Origin of the sequence: Nocardia panacis (genome assembly GCF_003598715.1) — a bacterium.
Taxonomy (GTDB): Bacteria; Actinomycetota; Actinomycetes; order Mycobacteriales; family Mycobacteriaceae; genus Nocardia; species Nocardia panacis.
Genome location: NZ_QZFU01000055.1, coordinates 76,805 through 101,076 on the forward strand (window position 1 = coordinate 76,805; position 24,272 = coordinate 101,076).

The 24,272-nt window shown below is 68.1% G+C and carries 24 protein-coding genes; 14 read left to right on the top strand and 10 right to left on the bottom strand.

Annotated elements, in window-relative coordinates; all coding sequences use genetic code 11:
• Entirely contained in the window at positions 1-4,170 is a 4,170-nt protein-coding gene (locus tag D5S18_RS32760; RefSeq protein ID WP_120045017.1) for a TIGR02680 family protein, read from the top strand.
• A gap of 73 nt (positions 4,171-4,243) precedes the next feature.
• Positions 4,244-5,551 (top strand): MFS transporter, encoded by a 1,308-nt coding sequence (locus D5S18_RS32765; RefSeq protein WP_120045253.1) that lies wholly within the window; start codon positions 4,244-4,246, stop codon positions 5,549-5,551.
• Here the strand turns inward: D5S18_RS32765 and D5S18_RS34655 are convergent.
• The 3 genes from D5S18_RS34655 to D5S18_RS32775 are packed head-to-tail and all read right to left on the bottom strand — an operon-like array spanning position 5,458 to position 8,329.
• Positions 5,458-6,033 carry a TetR/AcrR family transcriptional regulator gene (locus D5S18_RS34655; RefSeq protein ID WP_147404334.1) on the bottom strand — a complete coding sequence of 192 codons (576 nt, stop codon included), beginning with the start codon at positions 6,031-6,033 and terminating at the stop codon, positions 5,458-5,460. The genes D5S18_RS32765 and D5S18_RS34655 overlap by 94 nt on opposite strands.
• 59 nt (positions 6,034-6,092) lie before the next feature.
• Positions 6,093-6,596: a M15 family metallopeptidase gene (locus D5S18_RS32770; protein WP_120045018.1), complete on the bottom strand. Its 504-nt coding sequence runs from the start codon at positions 6,594-6,596 to the stop codon at positions 6,093-6,095.
• Positions 6,597-6,652: 56 nt separating this feature from the next.
• Entirely contained in the window at positions 6,653-8,329 is a 1,677-nt protein-coding gene (locus D5S18_RS32775) for a fumarate hydratase (protein ID WP_120045254.1), read from the bottom strand.
• 130 nt (positions 8,330-8,459) lie between these two features.
• On the opposite strand from D5S18_RS32775, the gene D5S18_RS32780 reads away from it, so the two are divergent.
• Entirely contained in the window at positions 8,460-8,927 is a 468-nt protein-coding gene (locus D5S18_RS32780; RefSeq protein ID WP_120045019.1) for a MarR family winged helix-turn-helix transcriptional regulator, read from the top strand.
• Here the strand turns inward: D5S18_RS32780 and mftD are convergent.
• Both mftD and mftE read right to left on the bottom strand, forming a co-directional pair.
• The gene (gene mftD, locus D5S18_RS32785; protein ID WP_120045020.1) at positions 8,913-10,085 is read right to left on the bottom strand and encodes a pre-mycofactocin synthase MftD; all 1,173 of its coding nucleotides are present in this window, start codon (positions 10,083-10,085) and stop codon (positions 8,913-8,915) included. The two genes, D5S18_RS32780 and mftD, sit on opposite strands and share 15 nt — an antisense overlap.
• On the bottom strand, positions 10,085-10,786 hold the full coding sequence (gene mftE / locus D5S18_RS32790; RefSeq protein ID WP_120045021.1) for a mycofactocin biosynthesis peptidyl-dipeptidase MftE: 702 nt from the start codon (positions 10,784-10,786) through the stop codon (positions 10,085-10,087). Before mftE ends, mftD begins: the two co-directional genes overlap by 1 nt.
• A 66-nt stretch (positions 10,787-10,852) precedes the next feature.
• Between mftE and mftR the strand changes: the two genes are divergently transcribed.
• The 7 genes from mftR (at position 10,853) to D5S18_RS32825 (ending at position 16,556) form a co-directional block, all read left to right on the top strand.
• Positions 10,853-11,473, top strand: coding sequence for a mycofactocin system transcriptional regulator MftR (mftR, locus tag D5S18_RS32795; protein ID WP_120045022.1), 621 nt, complete (start codon positions 10,853-10,855; stop codon positions 11,471-11,473).
• 87 nt (positions 11,474-11,560) lie between these two features.
• The gene (locus tag D5S18_RS32800; RefSeq protein ID WP_120045023.1) at positions 11,561-12,463 is read left to right on the top strand and encodes an STAS domain-containing protein; all 903 of its coding nucleotides are present in this window, start codon (positions 11,561-11,563) and stop codon (positions 12,461-12,463) included.
• Between the two features lie 12 nt (positions 12,464-12,475).
• On the top strand, positions 12,476-12,868 hold the full coding sequence (locus D5S18_RS32805; protein WP_120045024.1) for an STAS domain-containing protein: 393 nt from the start codon (positions 12,476-12,478) through the stop codon (positions 12,866-12,868).
• Positions 12,858-13,271, top strand: coding sequence for an anti-sigma regulatory factor (locus tag D5S18_RS32810; protein WP_120045025.1), 414 nt, complete (start codon positions 12,858-12,860; stop codon positions 13,269-13,271). Before D5S18_RS32805 ends, D5S18_RS32810 begins: the two co-directional genes overlap by 11 nt.
• Complete coding sequence (locus D5S18_RS32815) at positions 13,264-13,896, top strand: SpoIIE family protein phosphatase (protein WP_120045026.1); 633 nt, start codon at positions 13,264-13,266, stop codon at positions 13,894-13,896. The genes D5S18_RS32810 and D5S18_RS32815 overlap by 8 nt, the downstream gene beginning before the upstream one ends.
• On the top strand, positions 13,893-16,133 hold the full coding sequence (locus tag D5S18_RS32820; protein WP_120045027.1) for a SpoIIE family protein phosphatase: 2,241 nt from the start codon (positions 13,893-13,895) through the stop codon (positions 16,131-16,133). The genes D5S18_RS32815 and D5S18_RS32820 overlap by 4 nt, the downstream gene beginning before the upstream one ends.
• 84 nt (positions 16,134-16,217) lie before the next feature.
• Entirely contained in the window at positions 16,218-16,556 is a 339-nt protein-coding gene (locus D5S18_RS32825) for an STAS domain-containing protein (RefSeq protein ID WP_120045255.1), read from the top strand.
• 3 nt (positions 16,557-16,559) lie between these two features.
• Here the strand turns inward: D5S18_RS32825 and D5S18_RS32830 are convergent, their stop codons facing one another.
• A complete protein-coding gene (locus D5S18_RS32830) occupies positions 16,560-17,597 on the bottom strand; it encodes an LLM class F420-dependent oxidoreductase (RefSeq protein WP_120045028.1) in 1,038 nt (345 codons plus the stop codon).
• Between the two features lie 73 nt (positions 17,598-17,670).
• Here D5S18_RS32830 and D5S18_RS32835 point away from each other — a divergent pair, with 73 nt between their 5' ends.
• Positions 17,671-18,300 (top strand): cyclodeaminase/cyclohydrolase family protein, encoded by a 630-nt coding sequence (locus D5S18_RS32835; RefSeq protein WP_239004159.1) that lies wholly within the window; start codon positions 17,671-17,673, stop codon positions 18,298-18,300.
• Between the two features lie 3 nt (positions 18,301-18,303).
• Here the strand turns inward: D5S18_RS32835 and D5S18_RS32840 are convergent, their stop codons facing one another.
• On the bottom strand, positions 18,304-19,197 hold the full coding sequence (locus D5S18_RS32840; protein ID WP_120045030.1) for an NADP-dependent oxidoreductase: 894 nt from the start codon (positions 19,195-19,197) through the stop codon (positions 18,304-18,306).
• A 67-nt stretch (positions 19,198-19,264) separates the two neighbouring features.
• Here D5S18_RS32840 and D5S18_RS32845 point away from each other — a divergent pair, with 67 nt between their 5' ends.
• Positions 19,265-19,681, top strand: a complete 417-nt coding sequence (locus D5S18_RS32845; protein WP_120045031.1) for a winged helix-turn-helix transcriptional regulator — start codon at positions 19,265-19,267, stop codon at positions 19,679-19,681.
• A gap of 77 nt (positions 19,682-19,758) precedes the next feature.
• Entirely contained in the window at positions 19,759-20,505 is a 747-nt protein-coding gene (locus D5S18_RS32850; protein ID WP_120045032.1) for a L,D-transpeptidase, read from the top strand.
• Between the two features lie 7 nt (positions 20,506-20,512).
• On the opposite strand, the gene D5S18_RS32855 is transcribed toward D5S18_RS32850, so the two are convergent.
• A complete protein-coding gene (locus D5S18_RS32855; RefSeq protein WP_120045033.1) occupies positions 20,513-22,255 on the bottom strand; it encodes an ABC transporter ATP-binding protein in 1,743 nt (580 codons plus the stop codon).
• A 142-nt stretch (positions 22,256-22,397) separates the two neighbouring features.
• On the opposite strand from D5S18_RS32855, the gene D5S18_RS32860 reads away from it, so the two are divergent.
• On the top strand, positions 22,398-22,745 hold the full coding sequence (locus D5S18_RS32860; protein ID WP_239004180.1) for a MarR family winged helix-turn-helix transcriptional regulator: 348 nt from the start codon (positions 22,398-22,400) through the stop codon (positions 22,743-22,745).
• Positions 22,746-22,917: 172 nt separating this feature from the next.
• Here the strand turns inward: D5S18_RS32860 and D5S18_RS32865 are convergent, their stop codons facing one another.
• Positions 22,918-23,508, bottom strand: coding sequence for a protein-tyrosine phosphatase family protein (locus D5S18_RS32865; RefSeq protein ID WP_203237028.1), 591 nt, complete (start codon positions 23,506-23,508; stop codon positions 22,918-22,920).
• A 17-nt stretch (positions 23,509-23,525) separates the two neighbouring features.
• Entirely contained in the window at positions 23,526-24,239 is a 714-nt protein-coding gene (locus D5S18_RS32870; RefSeq protein WP_120045035.1) for a TetR/AcrR family transcriptional regulator, read from the bottom strand.
• Between the last annotated feature and the right edge of the window lie 33 nt (positions 24,240-24,272).

Genomic DNA, 24,272 nt, shown 5'->3' on the forward strand with positions numbered 1-24,272 from the left:
ATGTCGCTCATTCACAGCGGGGTGCGTTTCGTCCCCACCCGCGCGGGCATCGTCAACCTGTGGGACTACCGCGACCAGGAATTCTGCTTCGCCGACGGACGTCTGGTGCTGCGCGGCCCCAATGGTTCGGGCAAGACCAAGGCGCTGGAGGTGCTGTTCCCCTTCGTCCTCGACGGGCGCATCGAGCCGCGCAGGCTCAACCCGTTCGCGGGCGAGGAGCGCACCATGAAGTCGAATCTGCTCTATCGCAAGCAGGAATCGGCCTACTCCTATGTGTGGATGGAGTTCGCGCGCGGCGATTGGGACGATCCCGAGATCGTGACCATAGGCATCGGGATGCGCGCCACCCGCTCCTCCGACAAGGTCACCCGCTGGTATTTCGTGGCCGACGGTCGGGTCGGCGTCGACTTCTCCCTCATCGGTCCCGACGATCGCCCCTTCACCCGCAAGCAGTTGGCCGAACAGATCGGCACCGACGCCATCGTGGACCGCCCGGTGGAGTACCGCACCGCCATCGACGCGCGCATGTTCGGCCTCGGCGCCCAGCGCTACGACCAGCTCATCAATCTGATCCTCACGCTGCGCCGCCCGCAGTTGGCGAAAAACCTGGACCCGCGCGGACTTTCGCAGGCACTGACCGACGGTCTGCGCCCACTCGACGATCAGCTCGTCCTCGACGCCGCCCGCTCCTTCAGCGATATGGAGGAGGTGGGCCGCACCCTGGAGGGCTTGGTGCACGCCGACGCGGCCACCCGCGCCTTCGTCGGCGTCTACCGGAAATATCTGGCGGTGCAGGCGAAGACGGATGTCGATCAGGTGCGCGCCCGCCTCGATGCCGTCACCCACGCGGGGACCGCCCTGTTCGCCGCCACCGCGTTGCGCGAACGCCGCGACACCGAGCGCGCCGCCGCCGAAACCCGCGCCGACGAGGCCGACCACGCCTACGAACAGGCACTCAACGACCGCGAAACCCTGCAGCGCTCCAGCGCTTACGAGGGCAAGCAGCAACTCGACGACCTCGCCGACGCCGTGCGCAGGCTCGAGACCTCCGCGGGCGTCCACCGCGACAAGGCCCTCAAGGCCCGGCAAACCCTGGACCAGCGCGCCCAAGAGGCCGAACGCGGCCGGGCCGCGGTCCAGGCGGCGGCCGCCGCTCGCACCCGAGGCGAGGACGAATTGCGCTCCGCCGCCGAGGAAGCGGGCATCGCCTGGACCGCCCCCGCCGAGGACGCCCGCGCCGACCAACTCACCGTCACCGTCCGCGCCCGCGCCGAGGAACGCGACGCCGATGTCCGCGCGGTCCGAAAAACCTTGGCGCTCATGGATACCGCCGCCGCCGAGCGCACCAGGGCCGAACGCCTCGCCGAACGCGCCCGCGAACTGCGCGATGCCGCCGCGGCCGAGGTGGCGCACGCGGAGGCCGCCGTGGTTCTGGCCCGCACCGAGGCCGCGGGCGCACTGCGCGGCTGGTGGGCGACCCACCGCGAGGTCTACGCCCCGGTCGCGGATGGACTGCACGACGCACTGGACACGGCACTGACCCTGGCGGGCTCCGATACCGCCGCCACCCCTGCGGAAATCCTCGCCGAACGCACCGAATCGATGGTCGACGAGATCCGCACCCGCCGCCAAGAAGCCAGGGCACGGGCCACCGCCGCCGCGACCCGCCGCGCCGAACTCGATGCCGAGCGCGCCGCCATCGCCGCCCAAACCGACGACGCCCCACCTTCTTTCGCCGCCCGCACCGACGACCGCGGCAATCTGCCCGGTGCGCCACTGTGGCGCCTGGTCCGCTTCGCCGACGACCTCTCCCCTACCGCCGCCGCGGGTATCGAGGCCGCACTGCAAGCCGCGAACCTGTTGGACGCGTGGGTATCCGAAACGCCCCCAACCGAATACACCTCCGAGCAATTCCTGGCGCCACTCCCCGTCGAACTTCGCCCCTCCGAGCGCAGCCTCGCGGAGGTGCTCGTCGTGGAAGACGACCCGACCATCCCGCGCGAGACCGTCACCGCGATTCTCGCGTCGATCGCCCTGCATGAGCATCCTGCCGACGGACTCGTCTCGATCGACACGACAGGCGGCTTCCGCCAAGGCATCCAGTTGGGCCGCCACCACAAGCCCGATGCGGAGTTCATCGGCGCCACGGCCCGCACCCGCCGTCGCGAACTGCGACTCGCGGAACTCGAAACCGCGCTCGGGACAGCGACGGCGGAAGAACAGGCCGCCCACGAAGCAGCCGTCGATACCGAAGCGACGCTGACCCGAATCTCCGCCGCCGCCAAGGCATTACCCCGCCCGGCAGCGATCGGCGCCGCCCTGCGCACCGTCTCCGAAGCCGCGGGCATGCTGCGCTCCCGAGGCGAAACCGCCACCCAGGCCGAACGCGACCTCGACCAGGCCGTCGCCGAGGCCACCGCCGTCGACAAGAAACTCCGCGCCGCCGCCGCCACGCACCGCACCCCGCGCGCGGCCCGCGATCTCGACGCCTTGGCCGCCGCCATCCGCCACTTCGAGAATGTCGGCACCGGCCTGCTGCGCCTGCGTACCGATCTGGAACGCGAACGCGAACGCGAACGCGAGAGCGCCGACCGCCACGACGAGGCGCGGGACCTGGCCGAGGCTTTCGCGGAGGAAGCCGAGGCGGCGCGGTCGGGCTACGACGAACAACTGCGCAAGCTGGAAACCCTGCGCGAGGCGCTGGGTGCGGGCGCGGCCGATATCGATCGGGAGTTGGCGCAGGCCCGCGCCAGGATCGAGGCGACGAAGGCCGAGCAGAAGACGGCGCGCAAGGCGGCCAACGCCGCGATAGAGGCGGTCGGCGACGCCGAGGCGGCCTACCGCACCGCGCACGAATCGTTGAGCACCGCGCTGACCGAGGTGCTGGCGGAGGTGAAAACCCTTGCGCCCTATGCCCGCCCGGATCTGTTGACCCTGCTCGGCGGCTCCCCCGACGGCCGCTGGCCCAGCAGCGACGCGGCATGGTCGACTCCCGAGCAACTGCTCTACCGGATCGCCGCCGCCGGTCCGGAGTCCGATTCGAGGGTGCTGCCCGACGAGGTGGCCGCACTGTTCGACAACCTCGCCGCCGCGACCGCAGCGGTGAAGGCGAGCGAGGCGAGCCGCAAATCCACCCGCAGCGCGGTGACCGCCGCGCTGCAGGAGTTCGACGCGGCACTGGCCGCCTCGGGCCGCGACTACCGCCTGCAATGGGATGCCGCCGACGGCCTCACCGTGGTGCAGGTCCAGGACGACAGCGGTATCGCCGCGCTGGCGGATTTCGCCGCCCGCATCAATGCCGCCCGCCGCGATCAGGAACTGCTGCTCACCGACGCCGAACGCCGCATCCTGGAGGACGCGCTGCTCACCGGTCTGGCCCAGCAGATCCACGAGCGCACCGGCGACGCGCGCGAACTCATCGCCAGGATGGGTGCGGAGATGAAACAGCGGCGCATGTCCTCGGGCAATACCATCGGCGTGCACTGGGTGCTGGCCGACGCGCTATCGGAGGCGGCGCGCGCGGTGTGCAAGCTGCTCGACCGCGACGCCGCCGCGCTCACCCCCGACGACCTGGCCGCCATCCGCGCGCATTTCGCCGCAGAGATCCGGGCCGCGCGGGCCGCGCACCCGGAGCGGTCCTATCCCGAAATCCTGGCCGCCACATTGGATTACCGCGCGTGGCGGGTGTTCTCGTTCACCATCGTCTCGGGCACGGGCAGCGAGGACAAACTCACCGTGGCCCGCCACAGCGCGCTCTCGGGCGGCGAGCAGTCGGTCTCCCTGCATCTGCCGCTGTTCGCGGCCGCGCACGTCATGCTGGATTCGGCCGATCCGCAGGCCCCGCGCCTGTTGGCGCTGGACGAGGCGTTCGCCGGTGTCGACGACAACGGTCGCAGCGAATTGCTCGGGTTGAGTGTGCAGTTCGATCTCGACCTGTTCATGACCGGATACGACCTGTGGATCACCTATGCGCACGTCCCCGGCTGCGCCCACTACGATCTCGCGCATTCCACGGCGGAGCACACGGTCAGCGCGACGCTGCTGGTGTGGGACAGCGGCGAATTGCTCGCCGAACACGACGGCTCGGATCTCACCGCCGCCCTCGGCTCACCCGGCCGCCGCAGGGTGGCCCACACCATCGAGGGCGGCCTCACTCTAGAATCCGTCTGACAACCAACCCGATCCAGATAGTTCGCAGGCATTCGTGATCACCGCACTCCCCCGCCGAGTCGCCGCCGCGACCATGGTCGGCACCACCCTCGAGTGGTACGACTTCATGCTCTACGGCACCGCCTCGGCGCTCATCTTCAGCAAGCAGTTCTTCCCGACGCTGTCCCCGGCCGCGGGCACCCTGGCCGCGTTCAGCACCTTCGCCGTCGGTTTCGGCGCGCGCCCGCTCGGTGGGCTGATCTTCGGACATTTCGGCGACCGGATCGGTCGCCGATCCACGCTGATCGCCTCACTGCTGCTGATGGGTCTCGCCTCCACCGCGATCGGGCTGGTGCCCAACTATGCGAGCATCGGCGTGTGGGCGCCCGTGCTGCTGGTGGCGCTGCGGCTGATCCAGGGTGTCGGACTCGGCGGTGAAGGCACCGGCGCGGTGGTGCTCTCGATGGAGTACGCGCCGCCAGGCCTGCGCAATCGCTACGCGAGCTATCCGCAGATGGGCACACCGGGCGGGCTGATCCTGGCCAATGCGATCTTCCTCGGTGTGAGCGCGCTGCTGCCCGAATCGGCCTTCCTGGAGTGGGGTTGGCGAATCCCGTTCCTGCTCAGCGCGGTCCTGCTGCTGGTCGGGTTGCTGGTGCGAGTGGGTATCGAGGAATCGCCCGATTTCATCGCGGCCAGGACGCGCGGCGAGGTGGTGGCCTTCCCGCTGCGGGAGTCGTTGCGGCTCGGTCCGATTCGGCTGCTGCTGATCCTGGGCGCGGCGGTGGCCACCGGCGTGGTGGTCTACCTGTTCATGGCCTTCACCCTGACCTACGGTGTGAAAGATCTCGGCCTCAGCCGGAATTACCTGCTGCTTGCGGTGATCGTGGCGGCGGTGCTGTGGTGTGCGAGCATGCCGCTGTGGGGTGCGCTGGGCGACCGGTTCGGCACGCGCTGGATCTTCGCGATCGGGCTCGGCGCGCTCTTGGTCTGGTGCGCGGTCTATTTCCCGCTGCTGGACACCGGGAGCAGGGCCGCGGTATGGGTGGCGCTGCTCGGCATGGGGGTGGTGCTGCCGATCGGGCACAGCGTCGGCGGCATCATCATCGCCGACCTGTTTCCGGCCAACGTGCGGTATTCGGGGGCTTCGCTGGTGGTGCAGGCCTCGATCGTGGTCGGCGGTTTCGCACCGTTGATCGCGACCGCCCTGTGGGAGTCGAGCGGCGGGTCCGGCTGGGTCACCCTCTTCGCCGTCGGCACCTGCGCGGTCAGCCTGCTGGCGACGATCGCGCTGTTCTGGCTGCTGCCTCAGCCCCCGATGCCCAGCGCCCCGACCAGCGCGGCGGTAAGCCGGGTCGTCACCAGTTCGGGCGGCCAACCGCACACCACGGCCAAGTCGTAGACCACCCGCTCGTCGAACAGGGTGATCCACAGCAGCACCGCGTAGGTGAGGTTCTCCTCCTGCGCGACAAGCGGCCCCAGCACCCCGGCGAGCAGGTCGTGCAGGGCGAGGACGGCCTCATCGCCCGCACCGAGCCGCTCGATGAATCCCTTGCTGCTGCGAATATGCCGCAGCGCCGGACCCCAGGTGCTGGTCTCGGCGACCCAGGCGCGGCAGCACTCGCGGAATCGGGCGAACGGGCTGCCGTCCGGCTCGACCGCGCCCAGTGCGAGCACCAGCCGCTCGATGGCCCGCCGCTGAAAAGCCAGCATCGCATCCTGCGGTGTGGCGAAATGCCGGTAGGCGGTGGCCACCCCAACCCCCGCCGCCCCGGCCAACTCCGGGATCGAGAACCCGAGCCGCCCGGCTACCAGCAGGCCACCGACCGCATCGACCAGCATCGATCGGCTGCGCCGAGCATCACTGCGGGTCTTGACGGGCACGAATCCCATCCTGCACCGACTGCGGGCCGGGGCGGATCGAACCGGCCGATTTCGCGCGGCTACCGGTCGTGCGCGTCCGGCCGCACGGGCGGGCAGGCGGCGCCGGGCAGGGTGGCGAGTTCGAAATGCCACCACTCGTTGCCATACATCCGGCACAGACCCCAGCGGGAGCCATTGGCCTCCAGCCATTGCGCACCCCCCTGCGGGCCGACATCCACGGCCCGACCGGAGACGTGGGTGGATTCCTCGGGCGGCAGCACCCAGCGACGCGCCTCGTCCGGGCTGCCGTGGGTGCGGATACCGTCCTCCCACAGCCATCGCTGCTGTTCCGGCGTGCGATACCCGGAGGTGATGGACAGCGGCACGCCCTGGGCGTGCGCCTCGCGCTCGGCCAGGGTGTAGGCCATCGCCAGCGACGGGTCCAGTCCCTCGGTCCCCGCCGCCGACCCGAGCGCGGCGCGCTGATCGGTGGGCGCCGCGTGCGCCGTCCCCGCCAGCACGGCGGTCAGCGCCGCCGCGGCTCCCAGAATTCGCGACCCCCGTTCGACATACCTCAGCAACATGCCGGCGATGTTAGCCGTAGGTGTCGCCAACTCGGGGAAGGCGCAGGCGCGAGCCTTTAGATCCGCTCTTTGGAGCGGGTGCGAACTCGCAGCGCGATCGGTTTCTGGGTCTCGGCGAAGAAGTCGTTACCTTTGTCGTCCACCACGATGAAGGCCGGGAAGTCCTCGACCTCGATCTTCCACACCGCCTCCATGCCGAGTTCGGGATATTCGAGGACCTCGACGGATTTGATGCAGTCCAGCGCCAACCGCGCCGCCGGTCCGCCGATGGAGCCGAGGTAGAACCCGCCGTGCTCCTTGCACGCCTTGGTCACCTGCGCGGAGCGATTTCCCTTGGCCAACATGACGTACGACCCGCCCGCCGCCTGGAACTGATCCACGTAGGAGTCCATCCGGCCCGCCGTGGTCGGCCCGAACGATCCGGACGCGTACCCCTGCGGCGTCTTGGCCGGACCGGCGTAGTAGACGGCCATCTCGCGCAGGTATTCCGGCATCGGCTCGCCCGCGTCGAGCCGTTCCTTGATCTTGGCGTGCGCGATATCGCGGGCCACCACCAGCGGACCGGTCAGCGAGAGTCGCGTCTGCACCGGATATTTCGACAGTTCGTCGCGGATCTGCGACATCGGCCGATTCAGGTCGACGCGCACCACATCGCCGCCGAGGATGTCATCGGTCTGCTCGGGCAGGTACTGGGCGGGCTCACGCTCGAGCTGCTCCAGGAATACGCCCTCGGCGGTGATCTTGGCCAGGGCCTGCCGATCGGCCGAGCACGAGACCGCGATCGCCACCGGGCAGCTCGCGCCGTGGCGGGGCAGGCGCACCACGCGCACATCGTGGCAGAAGTACTTGCCGCCGAATTGCGCACCGATACCGAAGGATTGGGTCAGCTTGAAGACCTCCTCCTCCAATTCGAGGTCGCGGAAGCCGTGCGCGGCGACCGATCCCTCGGTGGGCAGGTGGTCCAGGTAGTGCGCGGAGGCGTATTTCGCGGTCTTGAGCGCGAATTCCGCGCTGGTGCCGCCGATCACGACGGCGAGGTGGTACGGCGGGCAGGCCGCGGTGCCGAGCGAGCGGATCTTCTCGTCCAGGAATTCCAGCATCCGGGTGGGATTCAGGATGGCCTTGGTCTCCTGGTACAGGAACGACTTGTTGGCCGAACCGCCGCCCTTGGCCATGAACAGGAATTTGTAGGCCGGATGCGCCCGATCGCCCGGCGCGGAATACAACTCGACCTGCGCGGGCAGATTGGAGCCGGTGTTCTTCTCGTCCCACATGGTGATCGGGGCGAGTTGGGAGTAGCGCAGATTCAGTTTTGTATACGCGTCGAAGACGCCCCGACTGATCCATTCGGCATCGTCCGCGCCGGTGAGCACGCCCTCGGACTTCTTGCCCATCACGATGGCCGTGCCGGTGTCCTGGCACATGGGCAGCACACCGCCCGCCGAGATATTGACGTTCTTGAGCAGGTCCAGCGCGACGAAGCGGTCATTGCCGCTGGACTCCGGATCGTCGATGATGCGGCGCAATTGCGTCAGATGCGCGGGGCGCAGGTAGTGGCTGATGTCGTGCATCGCCTCTGCGGTCAGCAGCCGCAGCACCTCGGGATCGACCTGCAGGAAGGTCCGTCCGCCGCTGTCGAACGTGCTGACCCCTTCCGTGGTGAGCAGCCGATACGGCGTGTCGTCCGCGCCGAGCGGCAGCAGATCTGAATAGCGGAACTCCGGGGTCGTCACGTCTGCGAGCGTATCCACGGCCCCCGCTCACCCCTTGGTTAGGCAAGCCTTCCTCGGATGCCACGCATAGGTTGCACGTTCAACTCGGTGGTGCTACTTGTTACCTGACACGTCAGAATTTGGAGACACCGTGAGCGATCCTCACTGGCTCGATGACGTCGAGATGCGCGCGTGGCTCGGATTCGTGCGCACTCGCGATCTGATCGCCGCCGCGGTGGGGCGCGACTCGACCCGAGAGTCGAACCTCACCTATATCGAATACTCGGTCCTGGTCAACCTGGCGAACTCAGGCGAGCACCGGCTGACCTTCGCGGACCTGGCCGCCCGACTGGAGTGGTCGCAGAGCAGGCTCTCGCACCAGATCACCCGCATGGAGAAGCGCGGATTGGTGGTGCGCGAACCGATTCCGGACGACGCCCGCCGCACGGCCGCCCGACTCACCCAGCGCGGCAGCGAGGTGCTCGCCCGCGCCCAGCCCGCCCATATCAGCAGCGTGCGCAGACATATGCTCGACGTCCTCGACCGTGAGCAGTTGGCGGCGCTGGCCGATATCTACGACACGCTGCTCGCACACCACCGGGACCTACCCGGCGCCTAGCACCCGCTCGAAGCCGTCTGGCACCACGAGGTCACCCCGATCCAGTTCGGCCACCGTGGTTTTGCGCAGTCCGAGCAGCGCGGAATCGATACCGCCGCGCAGGATGTCGAGCACATTCTCCACGCCCGCTTGACCATTGGCGGCCAGACCCCACAGGTATGCGCGGCCGATCATCACCGCCCGCGCACCCAGCGCCACGGCCTTCACCACATCGCTGCCGCGCCGGATGCCGCCGTCGAGCAGCACCTCGACCTGCGTGCCGACCCGCTCGGCCAGCACCGGAAGCGCCCGGACGGCGGCGGGCGTGCCGTCGAGATTGTTGCCGCCGTGATTGGACACCGAGATGGCCGCTACCCCGGCGTCGACCGCGCGCAGCGCGTCATCGACCCGCATGACGCCCTTCAACATGACCGGACCGTCCCACTGATCGCAGATCCAGCGCACATCGTCCCAATCCGGTGCGGGCGTACCCATCCATTCGCCGTAGGCGGCGAAGAATCCGGGCGCGCCCCCGGACCCGACGGCCATATTGGGTGCGGTGAGATCCGGAATCGTCCCGGCGCGCAGGTAGGTCCTCAGCCAGCGCGGCTTGATCACGGTCTGCGGGGCGAACTTCAGCATGGTGCGCAGATCCAGCTTCTCGGGGATGACCGGACTGCCCCAGTCGCGGCCGTGCGAGAACGACCAGTCGAGGGTGAGGATCAGCCCAACGGCCCCCGCGCTTTTCGCGCGCGCCATGCGTTCGAGCATCTCGTCCTTGCCGCCGCACCAGTAGAGCTGGAACAGGGTGGCCGGGTTCGCGGCGATCACCTGCTCGATCGGCTTGCTGGCGAAAGAGCTGAGCCCCATGGCGATTCCGCGCGCGGCGGCGGCGCGGGCCACCGCGACCTCACCGTCGGGGTGCACGGCCTGCACTCCGGTGGGCGAGATCAGGACCGGCATCGAGAGTCGCTGCCCGACAACGGTGGTCGACTGATCGCGGGCGCCGATCGGACCGGCGGCGTGCGGGGCGAAGCCGAGTTCGGTGAAGGCGCGCTGATTATCCTCGATGGTCTGGCCGCGCTCGGATCCGGCGATCAGCGCGCCGTAGACCGATTTCGGCAATCGCTTCTCGGCCCGCCGCTGGGCCTCGGCGACGGTTTCGAACCACGGGTTCATCAGGGCTGTCCTTCCTGGAGATGTTCCGGCCACCACAGCCGGAGTCGGTCGAGCAGATCGTCGGTCGAGCGGTCGAGCAGCGCGCGCCCCTCGGCGGCGGTCGCGCCCGTGGGATCGCCGAGCACCCCATTGGGGCTGACGGCGCGCACGCCTTCGGCCATCAGTCGCGGCATGAGCTCGGAAAGCGGTGCGGTGACGCCCTTCTCGGCGCGGTCCAGGCGCACGCCCGCCGGATCGATGGCCAGGCACAGTGCGGTCTCGGAGCGGCCCGCGTGCGGATCGGAATATCCGCGCGGCGAATACGCGCGCACGTCACGCGATTCCGCGCGCAGCAGGGCCACCGCGCGCCGCAGCGGTTCGATATTGCCGCCGTGTCCGTTGACCAGCACGATGCGCGCGAAACTCGCGGTGGCGCTGCGGCACAGCTCGACGAGCACCAACTCCAGCGCGGCCTGTCCGATGGACAGGGTGCCGGGAAAGTCGGCGTGCTCACCGCTGGCGCCGTACGGGATCGCGGGCGCGACAAGCACTTGCGGCCGCGCCGCGCTCACCCTGCGGCACAGTGCCAGCGCCACATCGGTATCGGTGGACAGCGGCAGGTGCGGCCCGTGCTGCTCGGTCGCGCCGACGGGCACGGCCAGGATCGCGCCGCCGCGCGCGCCCGCCTCGGGCCAGGTGAGATCCGCCACACTGTCGACCACGCCGCGAGATTATCGTCAGTCACTGACATAATCAAGCGCGGCACCGGACGGCGATAATCACTACCCGTGACGGCAACGCGCGGGCGGCCCCGCGGCACCAGCAAACGCGAACTCGAACTGATAGCCATGCGCCTGTTCGACGAGCGCGGCTTCGAGGAGACCACCGTCGAGCAGATCGCCGCCGCGGCCGGAATCAGCGGCCGCACCTTCTTCCGCTACTTCCCCACCAAGGCCGAAGTGCTCTGGTACCAGTTCGACGCCGAGGTCGCCGCACTGCGGGCCGCCTTCGCCGACATGCCCGAGGACGTCCCCATGATGACCGCCGTGCGCCGAGTCGTGGTCAACGCCAACCGGTATCGCGCCGAGGACGTCCCCGAACTGCGCACCAGAATGCGCCTGGTCAGCTCGATTCCGGCGCTCGCCGCCACCGCGGGCGCGCACTACGACGCCTGGGAGCGGGCCGTCGGGGCGTTCGCCGCCGCCCGACTCGACCAACCCGAGGACGCCCTCATCCCCCTCGCCGTCGGCCGCTGCACCCTCGCGGCGGCCCGCGCCGCCTTCGACGCCTGGCTGGGTCGCGCCGACACGGATCTGACGGTCTATCTGGACGAGGCACTGACCGCTCTCGCGCGCGGATTCGCTCCTGATGTACCGGCAGGTTTCGGCGGCGAGGGGTCGCGGGTATGACTAGGCTCGGTAACGGCTCGCAACCGAGCAGCACGTTCAGTCCGATCGCTTAGACCGACCCAAGCGTCGAAAGGGGCAGGAAACTCCATGTCCGAGGTGTCCACGAGCCTTTCGGCGGATACGGTGGCCGCAGGCCCCGTCGACAACCTGCTCCCCGAGCTGGTCGAACATCTGCGGCAGAACCGCACGGCGCTGCGCGAGGAGTGGGCGCGCCGCATCGGCGATGCCCAACTGCTCACGGCGATGACGCCGGAGGAGGTCTTCTCCGAAGCCACCTCGATCTACGACAACTACGTCGAGGTGCTCGAAACCGGTAGCGCCGAGGCACTTCAGGCCTACGCCCGCGATCTGTCCGAGCGCATCATTCCCCGAGGCGTGGAGATCGAGGAGGTCATCGGCATCGTGCTGCTGCTGCGAGATGTGCTGGCCCGCTCGCTGTTCCAGAAGTATCAGGCCGATTTCGAACTGCTCAACGCGGTGCTCGACGCCTACGAGCCCGCGGCCAACCGCATCGCCAACACCGTGACCGTCTCCTTCGTCCAGGAACGCGAGCGCGTCATCCGCCAGCAGCAGGAGGCCATTCGCGAACTGTCCACCCCGGTGCTGCAGGTGCGCGAGCAGTTGCTCATCCTGCCGATCATCGGCGTCCTCGACGGACAGCGCGCCCGCCAGCTCACCGAACAGTTGCTGCGCGCCATCCGGGCCAATCGCGCCAAGGTCGTCGTCATCGATATCACCGGTGTCCCGAAGATCGACTCCACCGTCGCCAACCACCTGGTGCAGACCGTCGACGCCTCGGGTCTCATGGGTGCCAATGTCATCATCACCGGTCTGTCCTCCGAGATCGCCCTCACACTGGTCACCATCGGCTTGGATCTGTCCAAGATGAATGCGGTGGGCGACCTGCAGGGCGGCATCGAGGAGGCGGAAAGGCTGCTCGGGTACGAGGTTTCGCGCACCGAGCGCGCCGGCGAGCGTGACGGTCGCTGACCAGGCGGGGTCATGCCGGTTCCGATACTCAAGCAGGGAAACTATCTGATCGCGTCGGTCCAGTCCGCACTGACCGACGCCGATACCGAACGCCTCCAGGACGACCTGATGACGCAGGTCAGCAGATATCGCTCGCACGGCATCATCGTCGATGTCACCGCGATCGACGTGATGGACTCCTTCGCCGCGAGATCGCTGCGCACCATCGCGCACATGACGCGGCTGCGCGGCGCGGATACGGTGATCGTCGGCCTGCAACCGGAAGTCGCCTTCGCCATGGTCCAGTTGGGCCTCACCTTCGAGGATATGCACACCGCCCTGGATCTGGAGGAGGGCCTGGCCTGGCTGGCCCACAAGACGCCCGCCCGCCGCCGCCAACGAGACGGTCGTGACAGTGGCCGCTGAGAATGTGGTGATCGCGGTACAGGTGTCGGGCGACATCGTGACCGCGCGACAGGCCGGCCGTGAACTGGCGGCCAAACTCGGCTTCTCGCTGACCGATCGCACCATGATCTCCACGGCGATCTCCGAGATCGCCCGCAATATCACCAGTTACGCTGGGAGCGGAGAGATCCGGTTGCTCGTCGACGATCGCGAGGGTCGTCCGGCGCTGGTGGTGCAGGCCGAGGATCAGGGTCCGGGCATCCTGGATATCACCCGCGCCCTGGAGGACGGGTATTCCACCGGCCGCGGTCTGGGTTTGGGGCTGCCCGGCGCGCGTCGATTGATGGATCGGCTGTCCATCGAATCCGCGCCCGGCCGAGGCACTTTGGTGGAAATGTGGAAGTGGGTGCCCAGCGGTGCGTGAGGACGGGTTCATCGGCCGGATCGAGTGGGCGGTGGCCGGTCGGGCACTTCCCGGTCAGCGGGTCTCCGGCGATCGGGGCGTGGTGTTGGACGCGGGCGGCGATTCGGTGCTGTTCGCGGTGCTCGACGGTTTGGGGCACGGCGCGCCCGCCGCGGATGCCGCGGACCGGGCCGCGCAGGTCCTGGCGGACAACAGGGCCGAACCGCTGGATGTCCTGATGGTGCTGTGTCATCGGGCGATGGCCGATACCCGCGGCGCGGCGGTATCGCTGGCACTGTTCGAGGCGGGCGATACGGTGCGCTGGCTCGGGGTGGGCAATGTCGAGTCGCGGGTGCTCACGCTGGGGCCCGGCGGGCTCACCGTACGCGCCACCGTCTTGCTCACCGCGGGCATTGTCGGCTATCGGTTACCGCAAAACCTGCAGCCGCAGACCATTCCGGTCCGCCCCGGCGATTTGTTGCTGATGGCCACCGACGGTATCGTCCCCGAATCCGCCGACGGCATCGACCTTTCCAGGTCCACCGCCGAGATCACCGCCGAGATCCTGGCCAGGCACGCCAAGGACACCGACGACGCCCTGGTGCTCGCGGCGCGGCATCGCGGCGGGACGGCGACGCCCCCGTGAGCGCGACGCTGTCGGCCTTCCTCGACGACTACGCCGCGGCCCTGCGCCGCCACTTGGACGCGCCGGATCAGGCCGGTTTGGCCGAGGGCTACGAACTCGGCAGGCGCGCCCTGGTGGAGGGCATCAGCCTGCTCGACCTGACCGAGAACCACTACCGGGTGGCGCGGGCGGCGGGCGGCGGCGATCCGGCGGTCGACGAGATCGCGTTGGAATTCCTGTTGCAGACGCTGGCCGCGCTGGATATCGCCACCCGAGGCTATCTCGACGGCGCCCGCCGCTATGAGCAACAGCGTTCCCGCGCCGACGATCTCGCCGATCGCGACGCGTTCCGCACCGCGCTGGTGGAATCGCTGCAGGACGGCTTCTTCGTCGCCAACGCGCAGGGCGCCATCGTCGAGGTCAATTCGGCCTTCGGCGCGCTGACCGGATACGGCCCGACGGAGGTGCCCTATCCGCAACCGCATCCGTGGACCCTGCCCGACGGTCCGGACTATCGGGACCTGGTCTCCGAATCGCAGCGGTTCGTGCTGCCGATCCGCCATCGCGACGGGCGCGTGGTGTGGTTGGGGGTCAGCACCAGCGCCCTGATCAAACCGGAGAACAACGAGCGCATCTACGTCGGCACGATTCGCGATATCACCGCCGAGCACGACGCGCGGGCGCGCGAGCAGGCGGCCTCCCGGCTGGCGACGGCGGTCGCGGCGGCCACCAGCGTGGTGGAGGTGCTCGCGGTCGGCTTGGACGAGGTGCGGCGCACCGTGGGCGCGCAGACCGCGATCGTCTCGGTCTGGCCCGGTCGACAGACCGGGCCGGAGGTGTATATCTCCGGCGCGCAAGAGGATTCTGACGACGAGGGCCGCGCGCTGCTCGACCGGGCACGGCGCACCCCGGCCCGCAGCCTGTTCGCGATTCCGGACGGCGCCGACTACGCCGAAGGCATCGTCGCACCCCTCGGCGAGACGGGCGATGCCGCGCTGTGGCTGCGCTTCGCCGCGCCGCGCGCCGTCAGCGCCGCCGACTGGACGCTGTTCTCGCTGCTGATCGGTCATCTCAGCCTGGCGGTGCAGCGGGCGCGCAACTTCGACCAGGCCCGCTCCACCTCCCTGACATTGCAACGGGCCATGCTGGGGCCGATCGAATTGCCGCCGCGCTTCTCGGTGCACTACGAACCCGCGCTGCCGCCGTTGGAGATCGGCGGGGACTGGTACGACGTGGTGCCGCTCAAGGACGGCACCATCGGCGTCGTCGTCGGCGACTGCGTGGGTCGCGGTCTGTCGGCAGCCGTGGTGATGGGCCAATTGCGCACGGCGGCAAGGGCTTTACTGCTGCGCGGCGCCGGACCGGCGCAGTTGCTCACCGAATTGGATCCGGTGGCGGCCCGAATTCCCGGCGCCATGTGCACCACGGTGTGCGCCGCGGTCCTCGACCCGGTGCGCGGACTGGTCCGCTACAGCAGCGCCGGACATATGCCGCCCATCCTGGCCGAGGTGCGGGCGCGGGGCAGACTGCTGGAGAACGGGCGCTCGGTGCCGCTGGCCACCTTCGAACCCCCGCGCCGTCCCGAGGCCACCACCGCGCTCGCACCGGGGTCGACGCTGGTCCTGTTCACCGACGGCCTGGTGGAGCGGCGCGGGGTCGATATCGACGAGGGTTTCGCGGAGATCTCGGCGGTGCTGGCCGAGACCTCGGGCAAACTGCCGCGCGAGGTGGCCGACGCGGTGCTGTCGCGGCTGCGTCCCGCCGCGGGCTACGACGACGACGTGGCCATGGTGGTGTACCGGCAGCCGCCCGCCCCGCTGCATCTGGAGGTGCCCGCCGAGGCCACCCGGCTGGCGCCCATGCGCCGCGCGCTCAAGGCGTGGCTGGCCGCCGCCGCCGTCCCGCACGAGTTGGCCGCCGACCTGGTCGCCGCCGCCAATGAGGCGTGCAGCAATAGCATCGAACACGCCTACCGTACCAAGGATGCTGCGGCACAACCCGGTTCGGTGTTGCTGCGGGCCGAGTGCGGCACCCAGCAGGTGGTGATCCTGGTGCTCGACAACGGCACCTGGAAACCCCGATCGGCCGATCCGGGCCACCGGGGTCGCGGCATCGATATGATGCGGGCCCTGACCGAGGAATTGGATATCGACCACACCGGACCGGGCACCAGAGTCCGCATGTCGGTCACCTTGCCCGCCATCGCTTTTCCGGTGGCGAACCCACTGCGTGGGACGAACCGGCAGATTTCTGGGTGACGATGCGGCACGAAGGCACGGTTCATGGCAGATTGGAATGCTGTGACCAACACTTCCGGAGATGCGTATCCCTTGGCGGACACCATGACCACGTCGGTCGACGAACGCGACGGCGCGACCGTGCTCACCGTGGTCGGTGAGGTGGACCTGGCCACCGCACCCGCACTGGAGAGCGCGATCGAGTCGATCCTCGGCGGCAAACCCGCGGCGCTGGTCATCGACCTGACCGCCGTGGGGTTCCTGGCCTCGGCGGGCATGGCCACCCTGGTGGCCGCGCACAAGCGGGCGGGCGCGGCCACCGAGATCGCGCTCGTCGCGGAGGGTCCCGCCACCAGCCGCCAGCTCAGGATGACCAGCCTCGACCAGGTCTTCGCCATGCACACCACCCTGGACGAGGCCCTGGCCAGCCTGCGCAGGCGCTGAGTCTCAGCAGAGTTCGCGCAGTTGCTCGATCAGCTTGACCCGCTCGGCCGGGGTCGCCGCCATCGGAACGACGTTCAAGGTGGTGACCCCTGCCTCGGCGAAGGCGGCGATCCGCTCCTTGACGTAGCTCGCCGGGCCGATGAGCGAGATATCGCGAATCAGATCATCGGGGACGGCCTTGGCGGCCTCCTCCTTCTTGCCCGCGAGGTAGAGCTCCTGGATGCGGTCGGCCTGCGCGCCGTAGCCGTATTTGGTGGCCAGCGCGTGATAGAAGTTGCGGCCCTTCGCGCCCATACCGCCGATGTAGAGCGCCACGTGCGGTTTCACGAATTCCAGTAGCGGCGTGACGTTCTCGCCGATGGCCAGCGTGGGGCTGGCATACACCTCGAGCGCGCCCAACTGCGAATCACGTTTGGCCAGACCGTTTTCCAGCGCCTCGCCCCATACCTGCCGCGCCTTCTCCGGCAGGAAGAAAATGGGCTGCCAGCCCTCGGCGATCTCGGCGGCCAATTCCACATTCTTCGGACCGAGGGCCGCGAGCAGAACCGGAATGCGTTCGCGCACCGGATGATTGATCAGTTTGAGTGCCTTGCCCAGACCGGTGCCGCGCTCGGCGGGCAGCGGGATCCGGTAGTGCTTGCCCTGGTACTCGAGGCGTTCGCGCCGCCACACCTTGCGGCAGATCTCCACCAGTTCCCTGGTGCGACCGATCGGCGCGTCGTAGGGCACGCCGTGGAAGCCCTCGATGACCTGCGGGCCGGACGCGCCGAGCCCGAGGATGAAGCGACCGTCGGAGACGTGGTCGAGTCCGGCGGCGGTCATGGCGGTCAGGCTCGGGGTGCGGGTGTAGATCTGCAGAATCCCGGAGGCCAACAGCAGGGTCTCGGTCTTGGCGGCGAGATAGCCCAGCGCGCTCACCGCGTCGAAGGAGTACGCCTCCGGCACGAACACGATGTCCAGTCCGGCGCGTTCCAGATCGGCGACTTCGGCCGCCGCCTCTTTGAACCCGCCCGAATAGTTGATGCCCAATCCGATCTTCATAGCCGTAAACATAGTTGCGGTAGCGTTGGCCACGCACCGCACCCGCCCCCGAATACTGAAAGGCCATCCGCCCGTGTCGCAGCCGTTCGCCAAGGCCACCCTCGAGCAGTACCTGTCCGACCTGGCCGCGAAGATTCCCGCACCGGGCGGCGGCGCGGTGGCCGCGCTGCACGCCGCACAGGGCGCGGCGCTGGTCGCCATGGTCGCCCGCTACACCACCAGGGCCAAGGATGCGGACAACCGCCCGGTGGTGGACCGGATCATCGAGGCCGCCGACGCCGCGCGGGAGCGTTGCCTGGCGCTCGCCGACGCCGACGCCGCCGCCTTCACGGCGGTCGGCGAGGCGTACAAGCTGCCCAAGGACACCGAGGAGCAGGCGGCGGCCCGCACCGCCGCCATCAATGCCGCGCTCGTCCAGGCCGCGCAGGTGCCCGCCGCGGTGGTGGACGAGGCCGACGAGGTGCTGTCCCTGGCCACCGAGCTGTTCCCGATCGGCAACCCGAATGTCGTCACCGATATCGGCGCCGCCGCCGACGCCTGCCGGGCCGCCGCCCTGAGCTCCCAGCTCAATATCGAGATCAACGTCCGCTCGCTGCCCGCCGCCGAGGGCGACCGCTTCGCTTCCGTCCTGCTGCGCATCGAGGAGCTCGCCGCCCGCGCCGACGGACTGCACGCCGATGTGCTGCACGCAGTGCGCGGCTGAAAGCTAAGGCACGAGCACGATCTTGCCTCGGGTGTGGCCTGTTTCGCCGATCGCGTGCGCTTCGGCCGCATCCCGCAGCGGCAGTACGCGATCGACGTGCACCCGCAGTTCACCTCGATCCACCAGGCCCGCGATCACTTCCAGATCCGCGCCGTTCGGCTCGACATAGTGCCGCAGGTAGCGCGGATCGCTCTCGGCGTCATTGCCCAGCGTGTCGACGAGCACCCCGTTGGGGCGCAACACCTTCAGTGAGCGGGTGCCGTACTCGCCGCCGACGAGGTCGAGCACCAGATCGATATTGCGGGCCTGCTCGGTGAAATCCGCTGTCCGATAGTCGATCGGCTCGTCCGCGCCGAGTTCGCGCAGGAAATCGTGATTGCCCGCGCTCGCCGTGGCCAGCACGTGCGCGCCGCGCCACTTGGCGATCTGCACGGCGAGGTGGCCGACGCCGCCCGCCGCCGCATGCACCAGAACCCGCTGTCCGGCACGGACATTCGTCAATGCCTGCCATGCCGTGAGTACGGCGGTCGGCAATGCGGCGGCTTGCGGATGATCGATGGTCGAAGGTTTGCGAGCCGAGTATTCGACGGGCACCGCGACATACTCGGCGTACGCACCGAATCGACTCAGCACCATCGCGTAGACCTCCGTCCCCACCGCGACCCGATCCACACCCGCGCCGAGTTCGACCACCACTCCCGATACATCGAGTCCGAGGGTGAACGGTGGTTCGCCCAATTTGCGGATCTCACCCGAACGCAACTTCCAATCGGCCGCGTTCACACTGGTCGCGCCCACCCGCACCAGCACCTCACCGGGTCCCGGCACCGGCCGATCGACCTCGACTCCCTTCAGCACCTCGGGACCGCCCAATTCCTCTTGCACAATCGCGAACATGCTAAAGATTCTGCGGCGGCCTAGTATCCATTGGAAAGAAGGCACTTTCATGATCCCGAGGTACCCGATGGATACTGTCTGCGGCTGGGCCGAATCCGACAATCTGGTCGAAAGCTATCTCGAACGCTGTCCGGCCAGGGAGGTTCTGAGCGTCCTCGCCGACAAATGGGTGCTGCTGGTGCTCGGCACACTGCGCCAACACGGCGGGGCCGTCCGCTTCAACGACCTGCGCCGCCGTCTGGACGGCATCACCCAGAAGATGCTCACACGCACGCTGCGCAATTTGGAACGCGATGGACTGGTCCGACGCACCGTCTACCCCACGGTGCCGCCCCGCGTGGAATATTCGCTCACCGAATTGGGTGCGAGCCTGGGCGAATTGAGTCACGCCATGGGCGTCTGGTCGGTGCGCAACCACCAGCGGATCACGACCGCACGCCGGGATTTCGACACCCGCGCCGCGCTGGAACCGCAACCGCTCTGACTTCGCCCTGTTCCGGTTGATCATGGACGGCGTAAACTGAACTCTCGCGTACCACACCAGCTCGAAGGGGTGGAGCCATGAGGGGCGCACTCGAAAAACTATTTCTCGCCACCGCGATCATCGCGCTCGGCGCATTCGGATCAGGTGCGGCCACCGCCGCCATGATCGACGCACCACCGGCGGTCATCGGGATCGCACCCGCCAACGGTCAACTGGTCGGCATCGCCGCACCCGTCACGGTGCGCTTCGCCACCGAGGTGGCCGACCGGGCCGGAGCCGAACGAGCACTCGCCATCACCGCGCCGCGGCCGGTCAGCGGCACACTTTCCTGGCTCGACGGCCGGGACCTGCGCTGGACGCCCAATAGCGCGCTGCCAGCGAGCGCGCCGATCGATGTCCGTTTCGGCGGGATCCAGACCCGATTCCAAACCAATGCCGGGGTAACCGGCGAGGGCGACATGTCCGCGCACACCTTCAGCATCAGCATCGGCGGTCAGGTGGTGCGGACGATGCCCGCCTCCTACGGCAAGTCCGGTTGGGAGACGCCTGCGGGCACCTTCCCGGTATTGGAGAAGGCTCGCAGCGTGGTGTTCGATTCACGCACCATCGGCATCCCGCTCAGCTCACCGGAGGGCTACGTCATCAACGGCGAATACGCCGAACGACTGACCTGGGGCGGGGTGTACATCCATTCCGCGCCGTGGTCGGTTGCCCAGCAAGGCAATTCGAATGTCAGCCACGGCTGCATCAACCTCGCACCCGAGGACGCGGCCTGGGTCTACGACACCATCAATGTCGGCGACCCGGTGAATATCCACTGGTAAACCGTTCTCACGCGGCGATACTCACCGTCTCGTCACGGGAAACCAGTGCGGCGTAACGACCTTCGCGGGCCAGCAGTTCCTCGTGGGTGCCGCGTTCCACGATGCGACCCCGATCCAGCACCACGATCTGGTCCGCGTCGCGGATCGTCGAGAGTCGGTGCGCGATGGTGATGGTGGTGCGACCGGCCGCCAGCGCGTCCAGGGCCGACTGCATCTGCTGTTCGGTGCGGGTGTCCAGGGCGCTGGTGGCCTCATCCAGAACCAGGATCGGCGGGTTGCGCAGGATCGCCCGCGCCACCGCGAGACGCTGCTTCTCGCCGCCGGAGAATCGGTAGCCGCGCTCCCCCACCACCGTGTCGTAGCCGTCGGGCAGGCTCGCGATGTGATCGTGGATCCGGGCGGCGCGCGCGGCCGCGCGCAGTTCCGCGTCCGTCGCATCGGGTTTGGCGAAGCGCAGGTTATCGGCGACCGAGGCGTGGAACAGGTAGGTCTCCTGGGAGACCACGCCAACGGCGCGCGTCAGATCGGCGAAACTCATCTCGCGCACATCCCGTCCGTCGATGCGCACCCCTCCGCGCGTCACGTCATAGAGCCGCGCCACCAGATAGCCGAGAGTCGTTTTACCCGAGCCGGTTTCCCCCACCACCGCCAGACTCGTCCCCGCCGGGACCTCGATATCGATATCCGACAGGACCGCACGCTCCCCGTAGCCGAAGCCCACACCTTCCAATCGAACCCCGCCTTCGATGACCCCCATCGGCACCGGCCTCGCCGGCTCGTCCAGATCCGGTCGCAGATCGAGATATTCGAAGATTCGAGTGAACAGCGCCAGCGAGCTCTGCACGTCCACACCGGTATTCAACAACTGCACCATCGGCCGCAGCAGGCTCGCCTGCAGCGTGGTGAAGGCCACCAGCGTGCCGATCGACACCAGCGGATGACCCTGCGCCACCGTCAAACCCGCCACCCAGTAGATCACGGCGGGCATGGCCGACAGGACGATCTGGATCGTCGACTGCCGCCAGCGCCCGGCCATACTCGCGCGAATCTCCAAGTCCACCAAGCCGCGCGACTCCCGCGTGAAATCCCGCACCAGCGCCGGTGAACGACCCATGGTGCGCCCCAGGAGGATTCCGCTCACCGACAGCGACTCCTCCACGATCGCCGACATTCCGGCCAGCTTGCGCTGCCGCTCACCGGTGATCCGGCGACGCTCGCCGCCGACGCGTCGGCTCACCCACACGAAGAATGGCAACATCAGCAGCGAGACCAGCGTCAATCGCCAATCCAGCGCGAACATCGCCGTGACCGCCGCCAGCACCGTGGTGAAATTCGAGACCAGCGATGTAGCGGTCGAAGTGACCGTGGATTGCATACCCCCGATATCGTTCGCGATCCTCGACTGGATCTCACCCGTCCGGGTCGTGGTGAAGAAAGCCAGCGGCATCCGCTGCAATTGCGCGTACACGGCGGTCCGCAGGTCGTGCATGACCTCCTGGCCCACCGCCGTCGAGATATACGTTTGCAGCACGCCGAACACACTCGTCAGCACCGCCACCACGACCATGCCCAACGCCAGCAGGGTGAGCAGTCCGGTGCGGCCCTGCGGCAGCGCCTCGTCGAGGATCGCGCGGAGCATGAACGGCGAAGCCAACGCCACCAGCGACGACAATCCGACCAGGGCCGCCACCAGCGCCAGGCGGGTTCGGTACGGGTGGAACAGTCGCAGGATGCGGCGGAGTTCATGCATGGGTGCCCTCTTTCGTCTCTCCCCTTAACTGAGTATGGCTCATAATTGTTCCATGCAACAATGAGGTATCCTCACTGTCATGGGTGAGGGTGAGCTTGTCGAACTGTTCCTGCGGACCGGTCGGCGGATTCGGCGCAGGCAGATGGTGCTGTTGGCTCCGCTTGGGATCAGTCCGGGGCAGGCGAGGGCGCTTCGGGTTATCGGGAGGGGCGAGGGGGCGTTGCGGATGAGTGAGGTAGCGGCTCGGCTGGATATCGCGGCTCGGTCCGCTACCGGGGTGGTGGATTCGTTGGAGGGGATGGGGTTGGTTTCTCGGACTGTTGATTCCGGGAATCGGCGGGTTGTGCTTGTTGGGGTTACTGCCGAAGGGGAGAAGGTTTTGGGGGCAATGGTTTCGGCTCGGCTCGAGGCTGGGGAGGAGGTGTTTTCTGGTCTTTCTTTTGAAGATCGGGACCGGTTGTTGGAGGTTCTTCGGAAGTTGGATTCTTGAGGTTTTATTGCGTTTGAGGTTTTGCCCTTGTTGCCGGGTGGTTGCGTCGGGTGCCGTGGCGGGTTCGAGGCCGGGGTGATGTTATTGGCAGTGCAGGGCGTGTTGGGCGAGTTACCGGACTTGGAGATCCCGCTTTGGTACAGCTCGACGAAGTGCGCTACATCCCTTTCGGCTAGGACGTGGCGAACCGATTCAGGAGCGCGGCCCGTTGCGGCAGCTTGTCAATCCATTCGCGTTGCTCCGAGGTGTCCGGAACGGTGAGTCCACGAGCTTGTTCGAGTCGATGCCATGTTGTGTCTGGGTCGGAGCCATTGATGACGAGGAGCGCGGCGGCCAGTAGCGAGGCGCGGCCGATGCCGAAGCGACAGTGGGTGAGGACGTGTGCGCCTGCGTTCAGTTCCGCCGCTAGGTACTGGAGGGTCGGCAGCACGCCGGCCAGGTCGGGGACGCCGCGGTCGACGATTGGGATGGATACGAACCGCAGGCCGGCCTCGCGTGCCGTGCGTTCTTCGGCCTCGAGGTCGCATTCGTAGAGTTCAGTGGCGGTGAGCGCGCAGACCAAGTGGTCGACGCCGGACTCTTTCAGAGCGGTCATCTCGTCTTCGAGCCAGTCGCCACCGCGTGGCTTGGCCATGATGCTCAGCCGTCCGGGACCCTCATGGTCAACGGTGTAGAAGTTGGGGTGTATGCGCATGTCTACATCGGGTTGTGGTGCGGAAAGCGGCGCGAAGCCAGCTTGATCGTGAGAGATGTTGCCGGGCAAGGGTTTTGCGCGTCGGCTCAGGAGCGACCCAGCGATTTGACCAGGTCGATCATCTCGGCGTGGTGCAGGGCGGCGGAGTTGCTCGCGACGGAACCGATATGACCGTCGACCTCCAAGGCTACCCAGCCGTGCATGCGGCCCCATACGCGGAGCGCGAGCGTCGCGGCGGCGGCGGGTACGTCCGGGAGGTCTTGTTGGACTTTCGCCGCGTAGGCCGGTTGCAGATCGGACCAGGAGTTCTCCTGGACCTCGCCGCTGCGAGCATCGAGCCATGCGTCGGCCACCAATCGGGTCAATCCTCGGCAGACGCGGCGGGCGGTCCGGTCGACCGGGCCGTCTTCGGGCGGCTGATATCCGGGAACCGGGTGCCCGTAGAAGAGTCGGAAGCTTTCCGGGTTGGCCAGCGCCCATTCGCGCAAACCCTGACCCCAGGCCACCAGTCTGCCGCCGGGGTCGGTGGCGGGCACGGCGTCGACGGCGGCCTCCAGCGCCTCGGCGAGCGAGGTGCCGATTCCGCTGATCAGGGCGGTGATCAGGTCGTCTCGGGTGGGGAAGTAGCTGTAGATGGCGCGGGCGGTCATGCCCATCTCACGGGCGATGCCGCGCAGCGAGATCGACCCCGGCCCTTCCTCGGCCATCTGCTTCAGCGCGATCGCCATGATCTCCCGACTGGTCTCCGCCCGCAGCCGCTGCCTGCGGGTCGGCACGTTCACGTTGTCAACCTCACCCATATTGACAAGATACAGCGTTTCAATACTCTTATG